The following is a 16,507-nucleotide window of genomic DNA, read 5'->3' as shown; positions in this document are numbered from 1 at the left end:
TCACCGTCCCACCCCGCCCGCCTCCTCCCGCGCCATCAGCCGGCGCAGCATCCCGCCCACCCGGTCGTTGGACTCGTCGGCGGCGTCGATCGCCTCGATGCACTGCCAGTACAACCCCTCCTCGTCCGTGGCACACGCCACCGCGACCAGCGCGATCCCCACCTCGCCCAGCAGCATGCCGAGCCCGGTCAGGGCCCCGCGGGCGTCCGGCACTCCGGAGAGCCGCCCGGCCCGTATCCCGCCGGTGCGCAGCCCCGGCTGGTCCGGTAAGCCGCAGCCGCGTCCGCCCGCCTCACCCAGCTCGCGCGCCTCGGCTCTGAGCTCCTGCGGACCACCCAGCGCCAGGTGGGTTCCGATGGCCTGGGCGAGGGCCTGCGCCTGCCAGGCCTCCGCGATGACATCCAGCGCGTCCGCGCTCCCGGCCAGGGCATGCCGGCTCACTCCGATGAGTCGTTCCGCATCCATCCGCCGCCCCCGTTCGTACGCCCATCCTGCCCACTCGCTCCACTACCCAGAGTGAGTGAGCGACGACAGAAAAGCCAGAGGAATGCGGAAATCTGGGGACAGCGAGCTTGTTGTGTATAACTCACTCACTCCGCAGAGTGACGATCATGCGGAATCGGGTCCGTCGGAGGGCTTCTTGGGCGGATAACGGACCTCATTCCGGTCAATCTTCGCGGCGAGCGCCGCCAGTGCGTCGATCCCCAGCACCTCGCAGAACTGCAGCAGATACGCCAGCACGTCCGCGACTTCGTCCGCCACCCGGTGCGCCGACCCCGGGTCCTCCATCACCCGCGCCGACTGCTCCGGCGTCAGCCACTGGAAGATCTCCTGCAGTTCCGCCGCCTCGACACTCAGCGCCGCCACCAGATTCTTGGGGGTGTGGAACTGCTCCCAGTCCCGTGCCGCCGCGAACTCGGCCAGCCTGCGCTGCAGTCCCGCTACATCCTGTTCCGTCACGGGTCCAGGTCTACCACCGTCACCCCGGCCGCCCCACGGGCGTACGAGGCATCGCCGACCGCCCCCACCAGTCTGAGGTGTCCCTCCGCGCAGACCGCCGCCGCCAGCGAGAGCAGTTCCCGTGCCTGGCGCCGGTCCAGGCTCCGGTCGAATCCGTCCGCGAGGACGGTGAGCGACCGCAGCTCGGGGGGCAGTTCCACGGCCTGGTCCATGGCCAGCACACCGGGACCGGTGAGCAGCACGAGCGCCAGCGCCAGATAGCGCAGTTCGCCCTCGCCGAGCCGCTCGACGGGGGTGGCCGCCCTGGCGCCCGACGTGTCCCGGGCGAGCAGCGCCCGTACCGTACCGTCGGCGAGCCGCTCGACCGCCAGCTCCGTCACCGGCCCCGCGCACCCCGCCCTGGCCGCGGCGGCCAGCCGGTCGTGCCGTGCCGCGGACTGGTCCCGGGTGCGGTCGAGCACCGCCGCCAGATTCTCGCAGCCACGGCGCAGCCGCCCCTTCCCCACGGCCACCGGCTGCCGCATGAGCTGCGGCTGCGGGTCGCAGACGAAGACGGACCGCAGGGCCACCACGGTCTGTTCGGCGGCGGCGAGGACCTGCAACTGCCCCTCGGTCCTGCCCGCGACGCGCAGCGGCAGCAGCGCCGTGCTCAGCCGGTCGTCGGGCAGCGGGGCGCGGGTCACGGGCACCGCGCCCGCCGTGTGCCAGGCCGCCTGCACCGTACGGCGTCCCGGGTCGCGCAGCGCGGTGGTCAGCAGGGTCTGCCCGCCGCTCGTCAGCCGCTCGCCGACGATCCGGAGTTCGGGTTCGGCCTGGACGGCGATATCGAGCTGTACGGGACCGGCGGGGCCGTCGACGGTGCAGCCGATCCGGAATCCGCGCCGCCCCTGCGCGTCGGCCGCGGCTCGTTCCGGAACGCAGGCCACCGGATCCGGGAAGACATCGCGGAGCGAGGCGCCGGCGCCGAGCCTGGCGAGTGACTCGTACGCGCGCAGCGCCGTTGTCTTTCCGCTGCCGCTCGCCCCGGTGAACAGCGTTATGGGGCCCAGCGGGAAGGCCGCTCCCCGGTGCGACGTGAAGGCGGAGAGCCGCAGTTCGGTGACGGCGGGGCGGGTGCGGATTGCTTCCATGGCCGGAATGTATGCGGCACAAAAGGTGCCGAACCGTTCCGCCTGGTGACCTTCCTACGATCGGGGGACGACGTCCGCCGCGACTCCTTCGACCTCCGTGCCGACGGGCGCCAGCAGGAAGACGTTCGTGTCGACCCGGTGCATCCCGCTGCCGAGGCCGAAAACGATACCGCTGCTGAAGTCCAGGATGCGCTTGGCCACATCGGCCTCGGCGCCGGTCAGGTCCAGCAGGACCGGGATCCGGGCGATCAGATGGTCGGCGACCTCCCGCGCGTCCGCGAACACCTGGACCCGCAGGACGATGAAACGTCGGTGCTCCGCCTCGTACTCCCGGGGGAAGCTCCGGTGGTCCACCTGGGAGGGCCACTCGTTGCGGCCGCGCAGCGGGACGACCTGGGCCAGGCCCTCCCACTGCTCGTCGGTGACGTCGTACCTGTCGTATCTGCTCACCGGACCACCCCGGTCGCGCGCTGGTTCTCCATCCGGCCATCCTCCCGCCCCTCACCCGTTCGGCCCATCAGCGACACGGCTCAGTCAGGGACGGACTTCACCGAACGTGACCGGGCGCGGCGTTCGTGGGCCGAAAGACCCCGGCCGGCCGGTCGCCGGGGCCCCGTGAGATCGGCCACTCCCGCCGGGGCCCCGTGAGATCGCCCACTCCCGCCGGGCCCCCGTGAGATCGGCCACTCCCCCCCCGGGGCCCCACCGTGAGATCGGCCACTCCCCGTCAACGGGGCGTGGCGTGCTCCCTCTTCACCTCCAGGCCCTTCGGCGCCTCGATGTGCGCCGTGCCGTCGGCGTCGACGGCGATGTCCAGCCGCCCGCCCGCGACGTCGAGACCCTCGACCTTCAGCGGCCGGTACGCCTCCGCGAAGGCGGGCGCGACCGTGATCGTTCCGCCGGGGACATCGGCGGAGAGTCCCAGGACGGACTGGAGGACCATGACGGACGAAGCCGCCGCCCAGGCCTGCGGACGGCAGGACGCCGGATAGGGCGAGGGCCACTCGTCGGTCGCCGAGCCATGGCCGGCGAACAGCTCGGGAAGCCGCGCGTCGAAGCCCGCGGAGGCGGTCAGCAGGCCCGCGGCCAGCGGCGCGGCCGCCTCCGGGAACCCGGCCCTGACCAGCCCGTGGACGGCGATGGCGGTGTCGTGCGGCCAGATGGAACCGATGTGATAGCCGTACGGGTTGTAGCCCACGGAGTCGCTGCTCAGTGTGCGCAGACCATGACCCGAGTCGAGGTCGGGCGCGCTGAGCCGGGCGGCCAGCAGAGCGCTCTCGTCGTGGTCGAGCAGCCCCGTGCCCAGCAGATGGCCGAAGCCCGAAGTAACCGAGTCCACCGGCTTCTTGTCCCGGTCGAGGGCGACCGCCGGGTACGGTCCGCGCTCGTCCTCCACCCAGAACTGGCTCCGGAAGCGGTCGCGCAGCCGCTCGGCCCACTCCTCCCACCGGTCGGCGTCCGGCCGTCCGAACGCACGGAGCAGGGCGGCGCCGCCGCGGGCCGCCTCGTACGCGTACGCCTGGACCTCGCAGAGCGCGATCGGTGACGTGGCCAGCCGTCCGTCACGGTGCCGGATGGAGTCTCCCGAGTCCTTCCAGCCCTGGTTGGCCAGGCCGCGCCCGGTGTGGTCGATGTACTTCAGGAAGCCGTCGCCGTCGGCGTCGCCGTGGTCACGCATCCAGGCGAGCGCGGACTCGGCGCGCGGCAGCAGCTGTTCGACCTGCTCGGGAGCGAGGCCCCAGCGCCACGAGTCGTGCAGCAGGGTGATCCACAGCGGGGTGGCGTCGACCGTGCCGTAGTAGCTGGGCGGCAGGGCGAAGGAGTCGTCGAAGTGCTGTGCGGCGCGGCGCACTTCGTGCAGGATCTTGCCGGGCTGCTCCTCGGTGTCCTGGTCGGACTTCGTGCCCTGACGTCGGCCGAGGGTACGCAGCGTACCGGCGGCGAGATCGGTGCCCAGCGGCAGCAGCATCCGCGCGGCCCACAGGGAGTCGCGGCCGAAGAGGGTGAGGAACCACGGGGCTCCCGCGGCCAGGAACTGGTCGGCGGGCTCCTCGGGATCGGTCAGCCGCAGCCGGTCGAGGTCGGCGGTGGACTGGCTCAGCCAGTGGTCGAAGCGCCGGTCGGCGCTGCGCAGGACCGGGGCGCGCCAGGGCACGCTGTCCGACGCGGGCGCGGGGAACTGGTCGCCGTCCTCATGAGCCGCGTCACAGTGCAGCACGGCGGTCCACGCCGAGCCGGGCGCCAGCTCGATGTCGTACTCCAGCCGCCCGGCGGCCGGGTCGACGGCCGCGGGCTCCGGCGTGCTGGTGAGGCGTACGGCGAACGCGTCCCGGGACCAGTCGAGTCCGCCCTCGGTGGCGGTGGCCGGGACCGGGCGCTGCGCCTGTCCCGACTTGACGCGCTCCATCGGGGCCAGGTCGGTGACGGCGGTGACGATCAGCCGTACGCGGACGTGCTGCCGTCCCGCGTTGCCGACTTCGAGGGTCTCCTCCAGCCGCCCGGGGGTCAGCCGGCGGCGCCGGTGCAGGGTGACGGCCGGGTCCGGCGTCTCCTCGCCGAGGCCGCGCAGGACACCGCGGAAGGCCGCCCGGTCCGCTCCGTCGAAGGCTCCGCGGACCGGAGCGATCACGATGCCGTCGGCCTCGACGGTCAGCCGGGCCAGCGCCCTGCTGTCGCCGTGGTAGAAGCCGTCGGCGCCGCCGTCGATCTGTCCGTCCGCGTGCGAGATCGCAAAGCTCGGCGCGTACAGCGTCACACAGGCGTCGTGCAGGAACGGCTGGAGGCCTTCGGCCGAGGGGCCGGCCTCCGTGACAGCGTTCGTTATGTCTTCGGTCTTGACAGTTGTATCCAACAGAGCAGAACCTCTCAGGCATTGGAGCGTTCCAAGAAGCCTAACGACGACTTCAGGACGTTGACAACGGTATTGGAACGCTCCAATGAACTCGTCCATTCGTACAACCCGTTCCGGAGACAGTCATGCCCCGCTCGCCCAACACCCCTGCGTCCAAGGCCGGTCCTGTGACCTTGGCCATGGTCGCGCGGCGGGCCGGGGTATCTCCACAAACAGTGTCAAATGCCCTCAACTCTCCCGAACTGCTCCGCCCCGAAACCTTGGAACGGGTCACCCGCACCATCGACGAGATGGGCTACCGCCCGCACCGGGCCGCTCAGACCCTGCGTACCCGCTCCAGCAAACTCATCGGTTACGGCATACGTCCCACCGCCCCCGGCACCTCGGCGCCGGTCATGGACCGCTTTCTGCACGCCCTGTCCCAGACCGCCGACGAGGCCGGCTACCGGATCCTGCTCTTCGCCTCACCCCCGGGCACCACCGGTCTCGACGGGTACGAGGAGCTCCTCGACCTGCACAGCGTCGACGGTTTCGTGCTCAGCGGCACCGACCGGGGCGACCAGCGTCAGGCCTGGCTGGAGAAGCGCGGCGTGCCGTTCGTGGGCTTCGGCCGGATGTGGTCGGGCCGGCAGATAGGCGACTGGGCGGACGTCGACGGCGCCTCGGGCACGGACGCGGCGGTCGAGCATCTGGTGGGCCTGGGGCACCGCAAGATCGCTTTTCTCGGCTGGCCGCGCGGCTCCGGGGTCGGTGACGACCGCGCCGAGGGCTGGAAGCGCGCCATGCGCCGGCACGGCCTTCCGGTGCGCGGCCGGCGGGCGCAGAGCGTCGACGACACCGCCTCGGCGCAGGCCGCCGCAGGACCGCTGCTCGCAGCGGGCGCGACGGCCGTGATCGCCGCCAGTGACATGCTCGCGCTGGGCTGCTACCACGCGCTGCGCGAGCGAAAAGCCGTGCCGGGCACGGACGTCGCCGTCGTCGGTTTCGACGACTCACCCACGGCGGCGCTCCTCTCGCCCGGCCTGTCCACCATCGCCCAGCCACTGGAGGCCGTCGGCCGCGAGTGCGTCCGTCTCCTGCTCGCCCGGATGTCGGAGCCCGACGCTCCGCCCGAGCGGGTCCTGCTCGAACCATCCCTCGTCGTCCGCGACAGCACGCCCGTGTCCGGCGACTGAACCATCCGCGCCCTGCCAAGGGCCACCACGGCCCTAGGGCCACCGATCCACAGCACGCCCCTCCCGGGCAGCTGAGCCGCTTGTTTTATCCCTTCTGGAGGAATTCATGGTCACCCGCACGGCCGTCGCCGCCCTCGCCACCTGCGCGGCGCTGCTGGCCGCCACCGGCTGCTCATCAAGCTTCGGCGACGACAAGGAGCCCGAGCAGGCCAAGACCGGCAAGCAGAAACTGACGGTGCTGATCGCCACCTCGGGGGACGCCGAGACCCAGGCCGTCAAGACCGCTGCCGCCGCGTACGCGAAGAAGTCCGGCAACACGGTCACCGTCGAGGTCGCCAAGGACATGAACCAGCAGCTGGCCCAGTCCTTCGCCGGGCACAAGCCGCCGGACGTCTTCTACGTCAACTCCGACCAGTTCGCCAACTACGCCAAGGGCGGATCCCTGTACCCGTACGGGGACCAGATATCCGACGCCGGCGACTTCTCCGAGCAGCTGCGCACCTCCTTCTCGTACGACGGGAAGCTGGTGTGCCTGCCCAAGGACACCTCCACCCTCGGTCTCGCCATCAACTCCGACCTGTGGAAGAAGGCCGGGCTGACGGAGAAGGACTACCCGAAGACCTGGAAGGACCTGGAGACCGTCGCGGACAAGCTCACGGGCGACGGCGTCACCGGCCTGGTCACCAGCGACGAGTACCAGCGTCTCGGCGTCTTCATGAAGCAGGCCGGCGGCTGGGTCACCGACGCCGACCAGAAGAAGATGACCGCCGACACCCCGGAGAACGCCGAGGGGCTCACCTTCGTCCAGTCCCTGCTCAAGTCGGGCTCGATGAAGTTCGCCAAGCAGGTGGACACCAGCTGGGGCGGCGAGGCGCTCGGCAAGGGCAAGGCCGCCATGACCATCGAGGGCAACTGGCTCGACGGCGGCATGAAGCTCGACTACCCGGATGTGAAGTACGCCATCGCGCCGCTGCCCGCGGGTCCTGCCGGTCAGGGCACGCTCGCCTTCAGCACCTGCTGGGGCGTCGCCGCCGACAGCGCCCACCGCGAGGCCAGTGTCGACCTGGTCAAGTCCCTGACCACCGCTGACCAGCAGATCAAGTTCGCCGAAGGATTCGGTGTCATGCCGTCGCGTACGAGCGCGCTGAAGACGTACGCCGAGCAGCAGCCGGCCGCCAAGGCGTGGGTCGACGGCAGCGCGTACGCACAGGGTCCGGTGACCATCGCCGGCTTCGACAAGGTGCTGAGCCAGTTCAACACCGATCTCCAGTCGCTGCGCACCGCCGACCCGAAGAAGATCCTCGCCGACCTCCAGCGCAACGGCGAACAGGCCATCGCGAAGGGCAACTGAGCCGCATGCCCATCCGCACGATGCGCACGAGCGGTACCCCCCGTACGACCGGTACGCCTGGCGCCCCTGACGGCGCACCCGGCGGACCCGGTTCGACCGCGACGGCCCGCGCCCTGCGCGCGGGCCGTCGCGGGGAGGGTGCCTGGGGCTGGCTGTTCGTCAGCCCCATGGTGCTGATCCTCGGCCTGTTCCTGGTGCTGCCCATCCTCATGGCGCTCTGGGTGAGCCTGCTGCACTGGGACGGACAGTCCAACCCGTTCTCCAGTGAGACCGATTTCGTCGGTCTGGAGAACTACCGGACGCTGTTCACGCAGGACGGTCTCGACCGCACACTGTTCGCGACCGCCCTGCGCAACAACGCCTATTACGTGCTGCTGACCGTGCCCCTGCAGACCGTGCTGGCGCTGGTCCTGGCCCTGATCGTCAATCAGCGGCTGCTGCGGGGGCGGGGCGCGCTGCGTACGACGTTCTTCTTCCCGTCGGTCACCAGCTCCATCGCCGTCTCCACGGTCTTCCTCTTCCTCTTCCAGGGCAGCGGAGCCGTCAACGCCCTGCTGTCCTGGATCGGGGTGAAGGGACCGAACTGGTTCGCGGACCCGCGCGGGGTGCTCTCGCTGATCCTGGGCGGTCTGGGGATCGTCGATCCCGAGCGGCCCACCGGGATGCTGGCCGAACACTCCGTCATGGGGCTTTCGTGGTTCGAGTGGCTCTCGGGCCCCTCGGTCGCGATGTGCACGATCATCCTGCTGGCGGTGTGGACCACCTCGGGCACCTTCATGCTGATCTTCCTCGCGGCGCTCCAGAACATCCCGCGGGAGCTGGAGGAGTCGGCGGCCCTGGAAGGGGTCAACCGGCGTCAGCTGCTGCGGTACGTGACGCTGCCCGCGCTGCGTCCCGTGCTGTTCCTGGTCCTCACCCTGGGGCTGATCTCCACCTGGCAGGTCTTCGACCAGGTGTACGTGATGGGCCAGGGCGCCCCGGGCAATACGACGCTCACGCCCGCCTTCCTGTCGTACTCCGCGGGCTTCGACAACGCGGACTTCGGCCAGGGGTCGGCCATCGCGTTCATCCTGCTCGCCCTGATCCTCGTCCTGACCGCGCTCCAGCGCTGGGCGCTGCAGGAGCGTGGCGTACGTAAGAGGAGGAACCGATGAGCGCCGCAGGTACGGCCGTACGGGACCGGGCCGAGCGGGCCCGTCTCCGTCGCGCCTCGCGCGACCGGGCACAACCCGTCCTGGGCCGTTTTCCCATCCCGCTGAGGGCGCTGGGCTACGCCCTGGTGATCGGGATGGCGCTGCTCTATCTGCTGCCGTTCCTCCTCCAGTTGGTGACCGGCTTCAAGACGGACCCGGATGCCGCCGCGCATCCGCTGGCCCTGCTGCCCACCACCCCGACGACGGCGGCGTATCAGCGGCTGTTCGGGCTGAGCGAGGCCGCGGACGGGGTGCCCTTCCTGCGCTGGCTCAGCAACTCGGCGGTGGTGGCGGTCGTCGTCACCGCGGGCCGGGTGCTGTTCGACTCGATGGCGGGGTACGCGCTGGCGCGGCTGCGCTTCCGGGGCCGCTCGGTGCTGTTCGCGTTCGTGCTCGCGGTGATGGCGGTGCCCGGCGTGGCGCTGCTCATCCCGAAGTTCCTGGTGCTCAACACCTTCGGGATCTTCGACACCTACACCGGCATGATCCTGCCGCTGCTGGTGGACGCGGCGGGCATCTTCATCATGAAGCAGTTCTTCGAATCGGTGCCGCCCGAGGTCGAGGAGGCCGCGCGGGTCGACGGCGCGGGCGTGTTCCGGATCTTCTGGTCGGTCGTCCTGCCGATGGCCAGGCCCGCGCTGATCACCCTGACGATCCTGTCGTTCCAGGGGTCGTGGAACGAGTTCACGCACTTCCTCGTCGCCACCCAGTCCGGCCAGTACGAGACGCTCACCACGGGCCTGGCCCGCTTCGTCTCGGGCGGCCTCGGCGGTGGCACGCAGTATCCGCTGAAGCTGGCCGCTGCCCTGCTCTCCACCGTGCCGGTGGCCGCGATGTTCTTCTGCTTCCAGCGCTACTTCGTCAACGGCGCCAACGCGGGAGCGGTCAAGGAGTGAGGCCGGGCGCCGTCGAGAGCTGACGGCGCCGGAGTGCGACGCGAACGCCGGTCCTGGCCCGGCCGCCCCTTCTTCTGATGCGGGCGGCCGGGCCCGGTCGTTCGTACGACCCGGTGGTGCGCCCGTTCGGCTGATGGAGTGAAACAACACGCCATGCCGGGGAGGTCGGCGGGAGGCACGGGTCAGCCTCGCGAGTGTGTCGGTGAGAGTACCCGCGGTGGCGCGGGCGCCGAGAGAGATGGGGCGTGATGGGCGCGGAGCGCATCGACACCCGACTGCTGAAAGAACTGACCGAGCAGTCATACGATCTGAACAGCGACGCCCTGAGGATGACGGGCAGCGCGCTGGCGGACTTCGCCGAGGCCGCGGAGCCACCGGGCCGGTGGTGGCGACGGGGCGGGGTGCTCGCCGGTGCGGCCGGCGCGGCGGCCCTCCTCGGCTCCACCCGCGCGGTGGCGGCCACGTCGCGCGACGACATCATGGCGTTGCAGACGGCCGCGTCCATCGAGAATCTGGCGGTGAGCGTCTACCGGACCGCCGCCGGCATGGCGTTCATCAAGCACGGCAACAAGCTGATCTCGCAGTTCGTCACCAGAACCGCCCAGCAGCACGAGGAGCACGCCAAGGCGTTCAACGCCGCCGCCACCCGGGCGGGCGGTAAGGCGCAGCGCGGGCCCGACCCGAAGTACGAGGCCATGGTCCAGGAGGAAGTGCCGTCCATGACCACCCCGGCGGAGGTGGTCTCGCTGATCCTCTCCCTGGAGGACGTGGCCTCGCAGACCTACACCAAGAACGTCGGCCAGGTCAGCGACGCGCGTCTGCGCCGGCTCTTCGCGTCCGTCGCCCCGGTCGAGGCGCAGCACCGCGCGATCCTGCTGGCCATGCAGGACCTGCTCAACGTGGGCAACACCAACCTGCTCGCGATGTCACCGGATCTCGCCAATCTGCCCGCCGAGGTCGGAAGCGCCGGGTTCCCCGATGCCTTCTACCCGACCGACAACGCTTCCCCGATCTCCGAAGGGGCCGTCAAGTGAGTACTGCCCGTGGCGGCTGGGAGCTGCCCATCAGCGAGGACGAACTCACCCGCCTCACCGCCGGCATGGCGGAGGCCCACCTCGGAACGCTCTCCGCGATGCGCGCGAGCGCCGCCGAACTCACGGAACAGATCACGGCCGGTGGCGCGGCGCGGGACCACACGACGCGGGACCACGCGGCGCAGGACGGCTCGGCTCAGGACGGCTCGGCTCAGGACGACCCGGCTCAGGACGACCCGGCCGGTCCCGGGCGCCGGCGCTTCCTGCTGGGCGCCGCAGGCGCCGGGGCCGCCTTCCTGCTCGCGGCCTGCTCCAGCGACAAGGGTTCCGCCGCGCCGCCGGCCGCCAAATCGGCCTCGCCCGTCGTGGACAAGAGCGTGTACACCGGCGACCTGAAGATCGTCGCGCTGGCGGTCGCGCTGGAGAATCAGGCCGTGGGCGTCTACAAGGGGACGCTGGCCGCGGCCAAGGCGGGCAAGCTCGGCACCGTGCCGCCCGCCGTGACGACCTTCGTCACCACGGCGATGGCCCAGCACGCCGACCACGCCAAGGCGTGGAACGCCGTACTGACCGGCGCGCGCAAGCCCGCCATCACCGGTGTACCGCTGTCCAACCAGAAGAAGGTCACCACCGCTCTGGGCAAGGCCACCAACGTCGGGGCCGTCTCCAAGCTCGCCCTCCAGCTGGAGGACCAGGCCGCGCAGACGTATCTCTTCGCGACCTACAACGTCAAAAGCGCGGCGGGGATCCGGACCGCGGCCACCATCGCGCCGGTGGAGGCGATGCATGCCACCATCCTGAACTTCTTCCTCGGCGAGACCCCGGTTCCCGAGGCCTTCCTGCCCGTCGACCTGGCGGCCAAGCCGAGCCTTCTGACGGTGTGAGCTAGGTCCTGTCCGGTCGATCTTCGTGGATCAGCCCGCGGCGTCCGGTGCGGTACATCGCAAGGCGGAGGATCGCCCTCGTACTGGACGTACTTGGGTGACTCCGACAACGCGGCGAGGTGCCGTGCCGGGCGTCGCGGGCCCGCGAAGATCGACCGGAGAGGGCCTGGCTGGTGCGTGCCCGGGAGCGAGTCCCGGAGCTGCGGAGAGCGGGCACGCACCGGCTTCCCCCCGGGCGCCCGCCCCGGCGGGGCCGGTGCGAGACTGGCCGGGTCCTTCGCGCTGCTCAGAAACCGAGGCGCCGTCTTGCCGCACGCTCCCGGCTCCCGGTCCGGCCGGTCCGCCGTCCGTGCGTCGGCGGCGCCGTTGCTCGTCCTGTCGCTCTCCCTGTCACTCGTCCTCTCCGGGTGCGGCAGCACCGGAGATTCCCCCGCCGAGGACTCCCCCACCGGCCGCGAGGTGCGGCAGCCGCGGGCGGACGAGCCCTTCGACTACCAGCTCGGCGGTCCGTACGAGCCGCCCGGCGGGGTACGTACGGTCATCAGGGACCGTACGGCGGCCCCGGCCCCCGGCTCGTACAACATCTGCTACATCAACGCGTACCAGGCACAGCCGGACGCCGTGCGGTGGTGGGAGAAGGAGCATCCGGACCTGCTGCTGCGCGACGCGGACGGCGGGTCCGTCATCGACGAGGACTGGCGGGAACCGCTGCTGGACATCTCCACCGCCGACCGGCGCGAGCGGCTGGCGGGCGTCGTCGGCGGCTGGATCGAGGGCTGCGCCGACAGCGGATTCGACGCCGTCGAGGCGGACAATCTGGACTCCTATCTGCGGTCGGACGGGCTGCTCGACCGGACACACGCGGCCGGCTTCGCCCGGCTGCTGGCCGAACGGGCCCACCGGGCGGGCCTGGCGATCGGCCAGAAGAACGCGGCCGAGATGACGGAGCTGCGGGCCGGCATCGGTTTTGACTTCGCCGTCGCGGAGGAGTGCGCGCGCTACGACGAATGCGCGGCGTACGCCGATGCCTACGACGACAAGGTGTTCGTGGTCGAGTACCGGCGGGCGGACTTCACCACCGCCTGCCGGGAGTGGGGCGACCGGCTGGCGATCGTCCTGCGGGACCGCGACGTCGTGCCCGCAGGACAGTCGGGCCATGCCAACGCGCGCTGCTGAAGCGCACGTTGCCTTCTAGTGCCGCGACCGGGAACTAGGAGGCGTCCGGGCGTCGGGGGCGCCAGGGGAATCTGCGGCCGTGATGCGGGCGTCGCGGCGGGGTGACGGGCCCGGGGGCCGGACCTTGATGCCCGGGCGTGGCGTCTTCACTCGGGCCGGCGCGCTCGTCCGAGGGAGGATGCAGTCCGTCCTTGGCGTACCGGGTGGTGGCGATCACCCGCATGAGCTGCTCCTCGGTGAAGGTCTCGGAGCCCGGCACATGTGGGACGTAGCCCATGAGCACGCCGTCCTCGACGACTTCCGCTCTCAGGCCCGCCACCTCGTCGGCGTCCCAGATCGCCTCACCTCCCTCGGCGAGCACGACCTGCACCCCGAACTCGTAGACGCCCAGGTGGGCCAGGTGAGCCATGACACCGCGGGCCCGCAGCGACGACACGAGACGGCCGGCACGTTCCTCGTCCATCCGATGGCCATCTCCCTGCGCGGAGGTTTATGGACGGATATGTTCCATGCGGTCATGGTAGGCGGACACCGCCCGACCGACCAACGGCGTCGCGGGGTGACCATCAGCGCGGGCCCTTGGCGGTGCCGCGCCCGCCGGCCCAGACGGACAGCTCAGGCTCGTCCAGCGAGCGGACCCACAGGTCGACCAGTGCCGCGACCTGCTCCCCCGGCCAGGGACCGACCCCCAGGACCCGCATCCCCGCCTGCACCGCGGACCGGATGCCGGTGAGGGAGTCCTCGACCGCCAGCGTGTCGGCCGGTTCGACCCCGCAGAGCCGGGCCGCGGTGAGGTACACGTCCGGGTGCGGCTTGGGCCGGATCTCGTCGTCCGGCACCACGATGTGTTCGAAGGAGTCGAGGAGGCCGGCTCTGGCGAGGGAGGACTCAACGACTTCTCTGGGGCAGTTGCTGGCCACGGCCAGCGGCGCGAACTTCGCGCAGAACTCGACCAGTTGACGGGCGCCGGGCATGGTCATGGGGTTCTCGTCGACCAGGGCGCGGAAATGCGCGAGAAGCAGGCCGGTCATCTCCGCGGCGAGTTCCGGGCGCCCGGCCTCGTCGGCCATGAGGCGTCCGCATTCGGTGTAGTGCAGCCCCTTGGCGCGCTCCGCGAACCCCGGGGCCGGCTCGAACTCATACTCGCGCAGTACGAGAATTCGCGCGTCCTGCCAGTGGCATTCGGTGTCCATGAGCGTGCCGTCACAGTCGAAGACGACGGCCGAGGGAGTCCAGGAATGGATGCGATGGAATGTCATCCCATTGTTCCGTTCAGGAGAGCCCTGAAAGCGGCACTGCTCGCCGCCGCGACGGCACGAAACACCGTGGGCGCGTTGGTCAGCCACTCTCGGGCGGGTGCGGTCCCAGGCGGGCGCAGCCTGATGAAGAAGGCTGTTTTCGGCGTCCGCCGAAGAACATAACGATCGCTACGCTAGAGAGGTAAACTCTCGGTAGTCAAGTGGCTTCGCAGAGTATTCTCAGGGTTTACCTGTAGCGGAGGATGCCGAAAGCCTTCTGTTCGCCGTCCTGGAGAAATCGAAAGACGCATGTCTCGTGGTGCGACACGCACCGGACGCGGGCGGGCGGGCTGAATTCGATGAAGCGTGCCGCTTTCAGCCGTCCGGCCACGGGGCGCAGCAGCGCGCCCCGGCTTTCCACGGCCACGGCCTGACGGGCGGCCTCCAGCAGCACCATGCCCGGCACATGGTCCGTGGCGTGGTCGAAGAAGAACGGATGCCGCGGATCGGCCGGCGCCACCAGGAGGCCGCCGCCGTCGCGTCCGATCACGACGTCGTGCGCGCTGGTCAGCCCCAGGCTCCGGGGGTCGGGGCGGTCCCCCTCGGCCGTCGGCGCCGCGTGCGGGGCGGTGGACTCCGTACGCCCCTCGCGCACTTCGGCGTACCGCTCGCCGCCCAGGAATCGCGCACCGCCTCCGGCCTGGGCGAACGGCACCCCATGGGCACTGAAGCCGACATGAAGCCGCAGGCCGGTGACGGTGCCGTCCGGCCCGCGGCGTACGTCGCTCGCCCGCGCCAGACAGGTGACGCCGGTCGCGCCGGAGAGGGCCCGGGGCTCCGCCGACGGGTCGGTCTCGAAGAACAGATCACTGATGACCGAACGCGCCGACTCGGGGACCGCGAAATACCGCAGGGGAATGTAGATACCGAGCTGCCGCAGCGTCTCGACGAGCATCAGCGGACTGTGCAGATCGGCGCCGTCACGCGGGAAGGTCGGATGGGACCGGGGCCAGGAAGCGGCGGCCTCGTAGTCGCCGCTTTCGAGCATCCGTACGTCGGTGAGAAGTACTTCCGCCACGGAGCTCCGGTGCACCAGCTCACGCGCGACGGTGCGCGACCAGGTGAGTGGCCGGATTTCCTCGGTGAGGTGGCCAACCGATGTATCCATGCGATAAGAGAATCGTAATTCTTACGAAAGTGCACCCTGTCCGCTGACCCCGGCTGGGAAAGCACTACATTGCGTGCTGTCATCGACGGAACGGGAATCCGGGGTACACGTGCAGGTTCGGGCGAAGCAGGTACGGGCGGAAACGACACGGAGGTTTCTCTTGGAGGCGGCTGCACACCTGTTCGATGAACGGGGTTATTCCGGCACCAGCATCAGCGATATCAGCGCGCGGTCCGGCCGTACCAGCGGGGCCATCTACTTCCATTACGCCAGTAAGGAGAAACTCGCCCTGGCCATTGTCGAGGCGCATTTCGCCACCTGGCCGCAGCTGATCGATCAGTACCGGTCGACCGAAGTTCCGGCACTCGAAAGGCTGGTCGGCCTGAGTTTCGCCGTCGCACGGGCCTTCCGCGACGATGTCGTCATCCGGGCCGGATCCCGGCTCTGGGCCGAGCGCAAGGCCATCGACGTCACCCTGCCGCGCCCCTTCGTCGGCTGGATCGAGACCGTCACCGAACTGCTCGAAGAGGCCCACCGGGAGGGAGACCTCGCCGTCGGCGTCACACCCGAGATGGCCGCGCACGGCCTCGTGTCCGCGTTCTTCGGGCTGCACACCGTCTCCGACGCCCTGGAGGGGCGGCGGCAGATCGAAGAGGGGCTGCACGACCTGTGGCTGCTGCTCCTGAGGGCTCTGCAGGCCGACCCCGGTCCGGCGGCTCTGCTCGCCCGGGTGCACGACCGTGACACCGCCCGCTGAGCTGAGCTGAACTGAACTGCGGATCGGATCCGTGATCACCTCAATGTGGCGAGATCATGGTTCAGCTCAACGACGTTGACGGCGTCCTGCCCCAGGAAACCGAGGTCACGGCCCGTGACGTGGTCGGCGACGAGTCCACGTACCGTTGCCGCGCTCAGCCCACGGGCCCTGGCCACCCGGTTGACCTGTTCGTCCGCGTACGCCCGCGAGATGTCGGGGTCGAGCCCGGAGCCCGAGGCGGTGACCGCGTCGACCGGCACGCTGTCCGGCCGGACGCCGTCGAAGGCGGCCACCGCGGCCCTGCGCTCCTTGACCGCCTTCACCAGGACCGGGTTGTTGGGGCCCAGGTTCGAGGCGGCCGAGCCGGTCGGGTCGTACCCCGTGGTGCCCGCGGCCGAAGGGCGGGGCTGGAACCACTTGGGGTCCGGCGGGGCCGTGGCCCGGCCCTTCCGCCCCGGCAGGGTGAAGTCCTGGCCGATCAGGCTGGACGCCACCGGCCGGCCGTTGTCCTTGATCAGCGAGCCGTTGGCCTGGTGCGGGAACGCGGCAACGGCGATACCGGTGATCAGCAGCGGATAGCCGATACCGGTGATCACGGTGAACACCAACAGCATGCGCAGCGCCGCCAGATGGTGCCGGATGACGGAGCGAAGAACGAGGGGCACAGCAGTCGCCTTCTTCTGGTGGGTCGGCT

Annotated in this window: 17 protein-coding genes; 8 read left to right on the top strand and 9 right to left on the bottom strand. The window is 70.4% G+C overall.

Translation table 11 applies throughout. From position 1 onward, the window contains the following. From ACZ6MZ_RS08510 to ACZ6MZ_RS08490, 5 genes are all read right to left on the bottom strand, one after another. Positions 1-465 carry a DUF6099 family protein gene (locus ACZ6MZ_RS08510; protein WP_469350580.1) on the bottom strand — a complete coding sequence of 155 codons (465 nt, stop codon included), beginning with the start codon at positions 463-465 and terminating at the stop codon, positions 1-3. A 144-nt stretch (positions 466-609) separates the two neighbouring features. Beyond that, positions 610-960, bottom strand: coding sequence for a nucleotide pyrophosphohydrolase (locus ACZ6MZ_RS08505; RefSeq protein WP_469350577.1), 351 nt, complete (start codon positions 958-960; stop codon positions 610-612). Next, positions 957-2,090 (bottom strand): AAA family ATPase, encoded by a 1,134-nt coding sequence (locus ACZ6MZ_RS08500; RefSeq protein WP_469350575.1) that lies wholly within the window; start codon positions 2,088-2,090, stop codon positions 957-959. Before ACZ6MZ_RS08500 ends, ACZ6MZ_RS08505 begins: the two co-directional genes overlap by 4 nt. Positions 2,091-2,144: 54 nt before the next feature. Next, a complete protein-coding gene (locus ACZ6MZ_RS08495) occupies positions 2,145-2,540 on the bottom strand; it encodes a cell division protein SepF (protein WP_384183226.1) in 396 nt (131 codons plus the stop codon). A 277-nt stretch (positions 2,541-2,817) separates the two neighbouring features. After that, entirely contained in the window at positions 2,818-4,941 is a 2,124-nt protein-coding gene (locus ACZ6MZ_RS08490) for an amylo-alpha-1,6-glucosidase (protein ID WP_389792014.1), read from the bottom strand. Positions 4,942-5,066: 125 nt separating this feature from the next. Between ACZ6MZ_RS08490 and ACZ6MZ_RS08485 the strand changes: the two genes are divergently transcribed. From ACZ6MZ_RS08485 to ACZ6MZ_RS08455, 7 genes are all read left to right on the top strand, one after another. Continuing rightward, positions 5,067-6,116, top strand: coding sequence for a LacI family DNA-binding transcriptional regulator (locus ACZ6MZ_RS08485; RefSeq protein WP_384183231.1), 1,050 nt, complete (start codon positions 5,067-5,069; stop codon positions 6,114-6,116). 106 nt (positions 6,117-6,222) lie between these two features. Next, on the top strand, positions 6,223-7,467 hold the full coding sequence (locus ACZ6MZ_RS08480) for a sugar ABC transporter substrate-binding protein (RefSeq protein ID WP_469350573.1): 1,245 nt from the start codon (positions 6,223-6,225) through the stop codon (positions 7,465-7,467). A gap of 5 nt (positions 7,468-7,472) precedes the next feature. Beyond that, positions 7,473-8,621, top strand: coding sequence for a carbohydrate ABC transporter permease (locus ACZ6MZ_RS08475; protein ID WP_469350571.1), 1,149 nt, complete (start codon positions 7,473-7,475; stop codon positions 8,619-8,621). Beyond that, entirely contained in the window at positions 8,618-9,556 is a 939-nt protein-coding gene (locus tag ACZ6MZ_RS08470) for a carbohydrate ABC transporter permease (protein ID WP_389782328.1), read from the top strand. The genes ACZ6MZ_RS08475 and ACZ6MZ_RS08470 overlap by 4 nt, the downstream gene beginning before the upstream one ends. A gap of 248 nt (positions 9,557-9,804) precedes the next feature. Then, positions 9,805-10,590, top strand: a complete 786-nt coding sequence (locus ACZ6MZ_RS08465) for a ferritin-like domain-containing protein (protein ID WP_469350569.1) — start codon at positions 9,805-9,807, stop codon at positions 10,588-10,590. Continuing rightward, the gene (locus tag ACZ6MZ_RS08460; RefSeq protein ID WP_469350567.1) at positions 10,587-11,474 is read left to right on the top strand and encodes a ferritin-like domain-containing protein; all 888 of its coding nucleotides are present in this window, start codon (positions 10,587-10,589) and stop codon (positions 11,472-11,474) included. Before ACZ6MZ_RS08465 ends, ACZ6MZ_RS08460 begins: the two co-directional genes overlap by 4 nt. A gap of 306 nt (positions 11,475-11,780) precedes the next feature. Further along, positions 11,781-12,650 carry an endo alpha-1,4 polygalactosaminidase gene (locus ACZ6MZ_RS08455; RefSeq protein WP_469350566.1) on the top strand — a complete coding sequence of 290 codons (870 nt, stop codon included), beginning with the start codon at positions 11,781-11,783 and terminating at the stop codon, positions 12,648-12,650. A gap of 34 nt (positions 12,651-12,684) precedes the next feature. Here ACZ6MZ_RS08455 and ACZ6MZ_RS08450 read toward each other — a convergent pair whose 3' ends face one another. The 3 genes from ACZ6MZ_RS08450 to ACZ6MZ_RS08440 form a co-directional block, all read right to left on the bottom strand. Continuing rightward, complete coding sequence (locus ACZ6MZ_RS08450; protein ID WP_469350564.1) at positions 12,685-13,113, bottom strand: hypothetical protein; 429 nt, start codon at positions 13,111-13,113, stop codon at positions 12,685-12,687. A 103-nt stretch (positions 13,114-13,216) separates the two neighbouring features. Further along, complete coding sequence (locus ACZ6MZ_RS08445; protein WP_469350562.1) at positions 13,217-13,909, bottom strand: HAD family hydrolase; 693 nt, start codon at positions 13,907-13,909, stop codon at positions 13,217-13,219. Positions 13,910-14,135: 226 nt separating this feature from the next. Next, complete coding sequence (locus ACZ6MZ_RS08440; RefSeq protein WP_469350560.1) at positions 14,136-15,056, bottom strand: ScbA/BarX family gamma-butyrolactone biosynthesis protein; 921 nt, start codon at positions 15,054-15,056, stop codon at positions 14,136-14,138. A gap of 109 nt (positions 15,057-15,165) precedes the next feature. Here ACZ6MZ_RS08440 and ACZ6MZ_RS08435 point away from each other — a divergent pair, with 109 nt between their 5' ends. Then, the gene (locus ACZ6MZ_RS08435; protein ID WP_389782340.1) at positions 15,166-15,813 is read left to right on the top strand and encodes a ScbR family autoregulator-binding transcription factor; all 648 of its coding nucleotides are present in this window, start codon (positions 15,166-15,168) and stop codon (positions 15,811-15,813) included. 35 nt (positions 15,814-15,848) lie between these two features. On the opposite strand, the gene kdpC is transcribed toward ACZ6MZ_RS08435, so the two are convergent. Continuing rightward, a complete protein-coding gene (kdpC, locus tag ACZ6MZ_RS08430) occupies positions 15,849-16,478 on the bottom strand; it encodes a potassium-transporting ATPase subunit KdpC (protein ID WP_469350558.1) in 630 nt (209 codons plus the stop codon). Positions 16,479-16,507: the final 29 nt, after the last annotated feature.

Source organism: Streptomyces sp. NPDC042201 (assembly GCF_055582185.1).
Note: the sequence above shows the minus strand (reverse complement) of the source record. Positions and strands in the feature narration are given on the sequence as shown.

Coding starts and splice junctions, on each gene's coding strand:
- ACZ6MZ_RS08510 (WP_469350580.1), bottom strand. CDS start 465: ATGGATGCGGAACGACTCATCGGAGTGAGCCGGCATGCCCTGGCCGGG.
- ACZ6MZ_RS08500 (WP_469350575.1), bottom strand. CDS start 2,090: ATGGAAGCAATCCGCACCCGCCCCGCCGTCACCGAACTGCGGCTCTCC.
- ACZ6MZ_RS08485 (WP_384183231.1), top strand. CDS start 5,067: ATGCCCCGCTCGCCCAACACCCCTGCGTCCAAGGCCGGTCCTGTGACC.
- ACZ6MZ_RS08480 (WP_469350573.1), top strand. CDS start 6,223: ATGGTCACCCGCACGGCCGTCGCCGCCCTCGCCACCTGCGCGGCGCTG.
- ACZ6MZ_RS08475 (WP_469350571.1), top strand. CDS start 7,473: ATGCCCATCCGCACGATGCGCACGAGCGGTACCCCCCGTACGACCGGT.
- ACZ6MZ_RS08470 (WP_389782328.1), top strand. CDS start 8,618: ATGAGCGCCGCAGGTACGGCCGTACGGGACCGGGCCGAGCGGGCCCGT.
- ACZ6MZ_RS08465 (WP_469350569.1), top strand. CDS start 9,805: ATGGGCGCGGAGCGCATCGACACCCGACTGCTGAAAGAACTGACCGAG.
- ACZ6MZ_RS08450 (WP_469350564.1), bottom strand. CDS start 13,113: ATGGACGAGGAACGTGCCGGCCGTCTCGTGTCGTCGCTGCGGGCCCGC.
- ACZ6MZ_RS08445 (WP_469350562.1), bottom strand. CDS start 13,909: ATGACATTCCATCGCATCCATTCCTGGACTCCCTCGGCCGTCGTCTTC.
- ACZ6MZ_RS08440 (WP_469350560.1), bottom strand. CDS start 15,056: ATGGATACATCGGTTGGCCACCTCACCGAGGAAATCCGGCCACTCACC.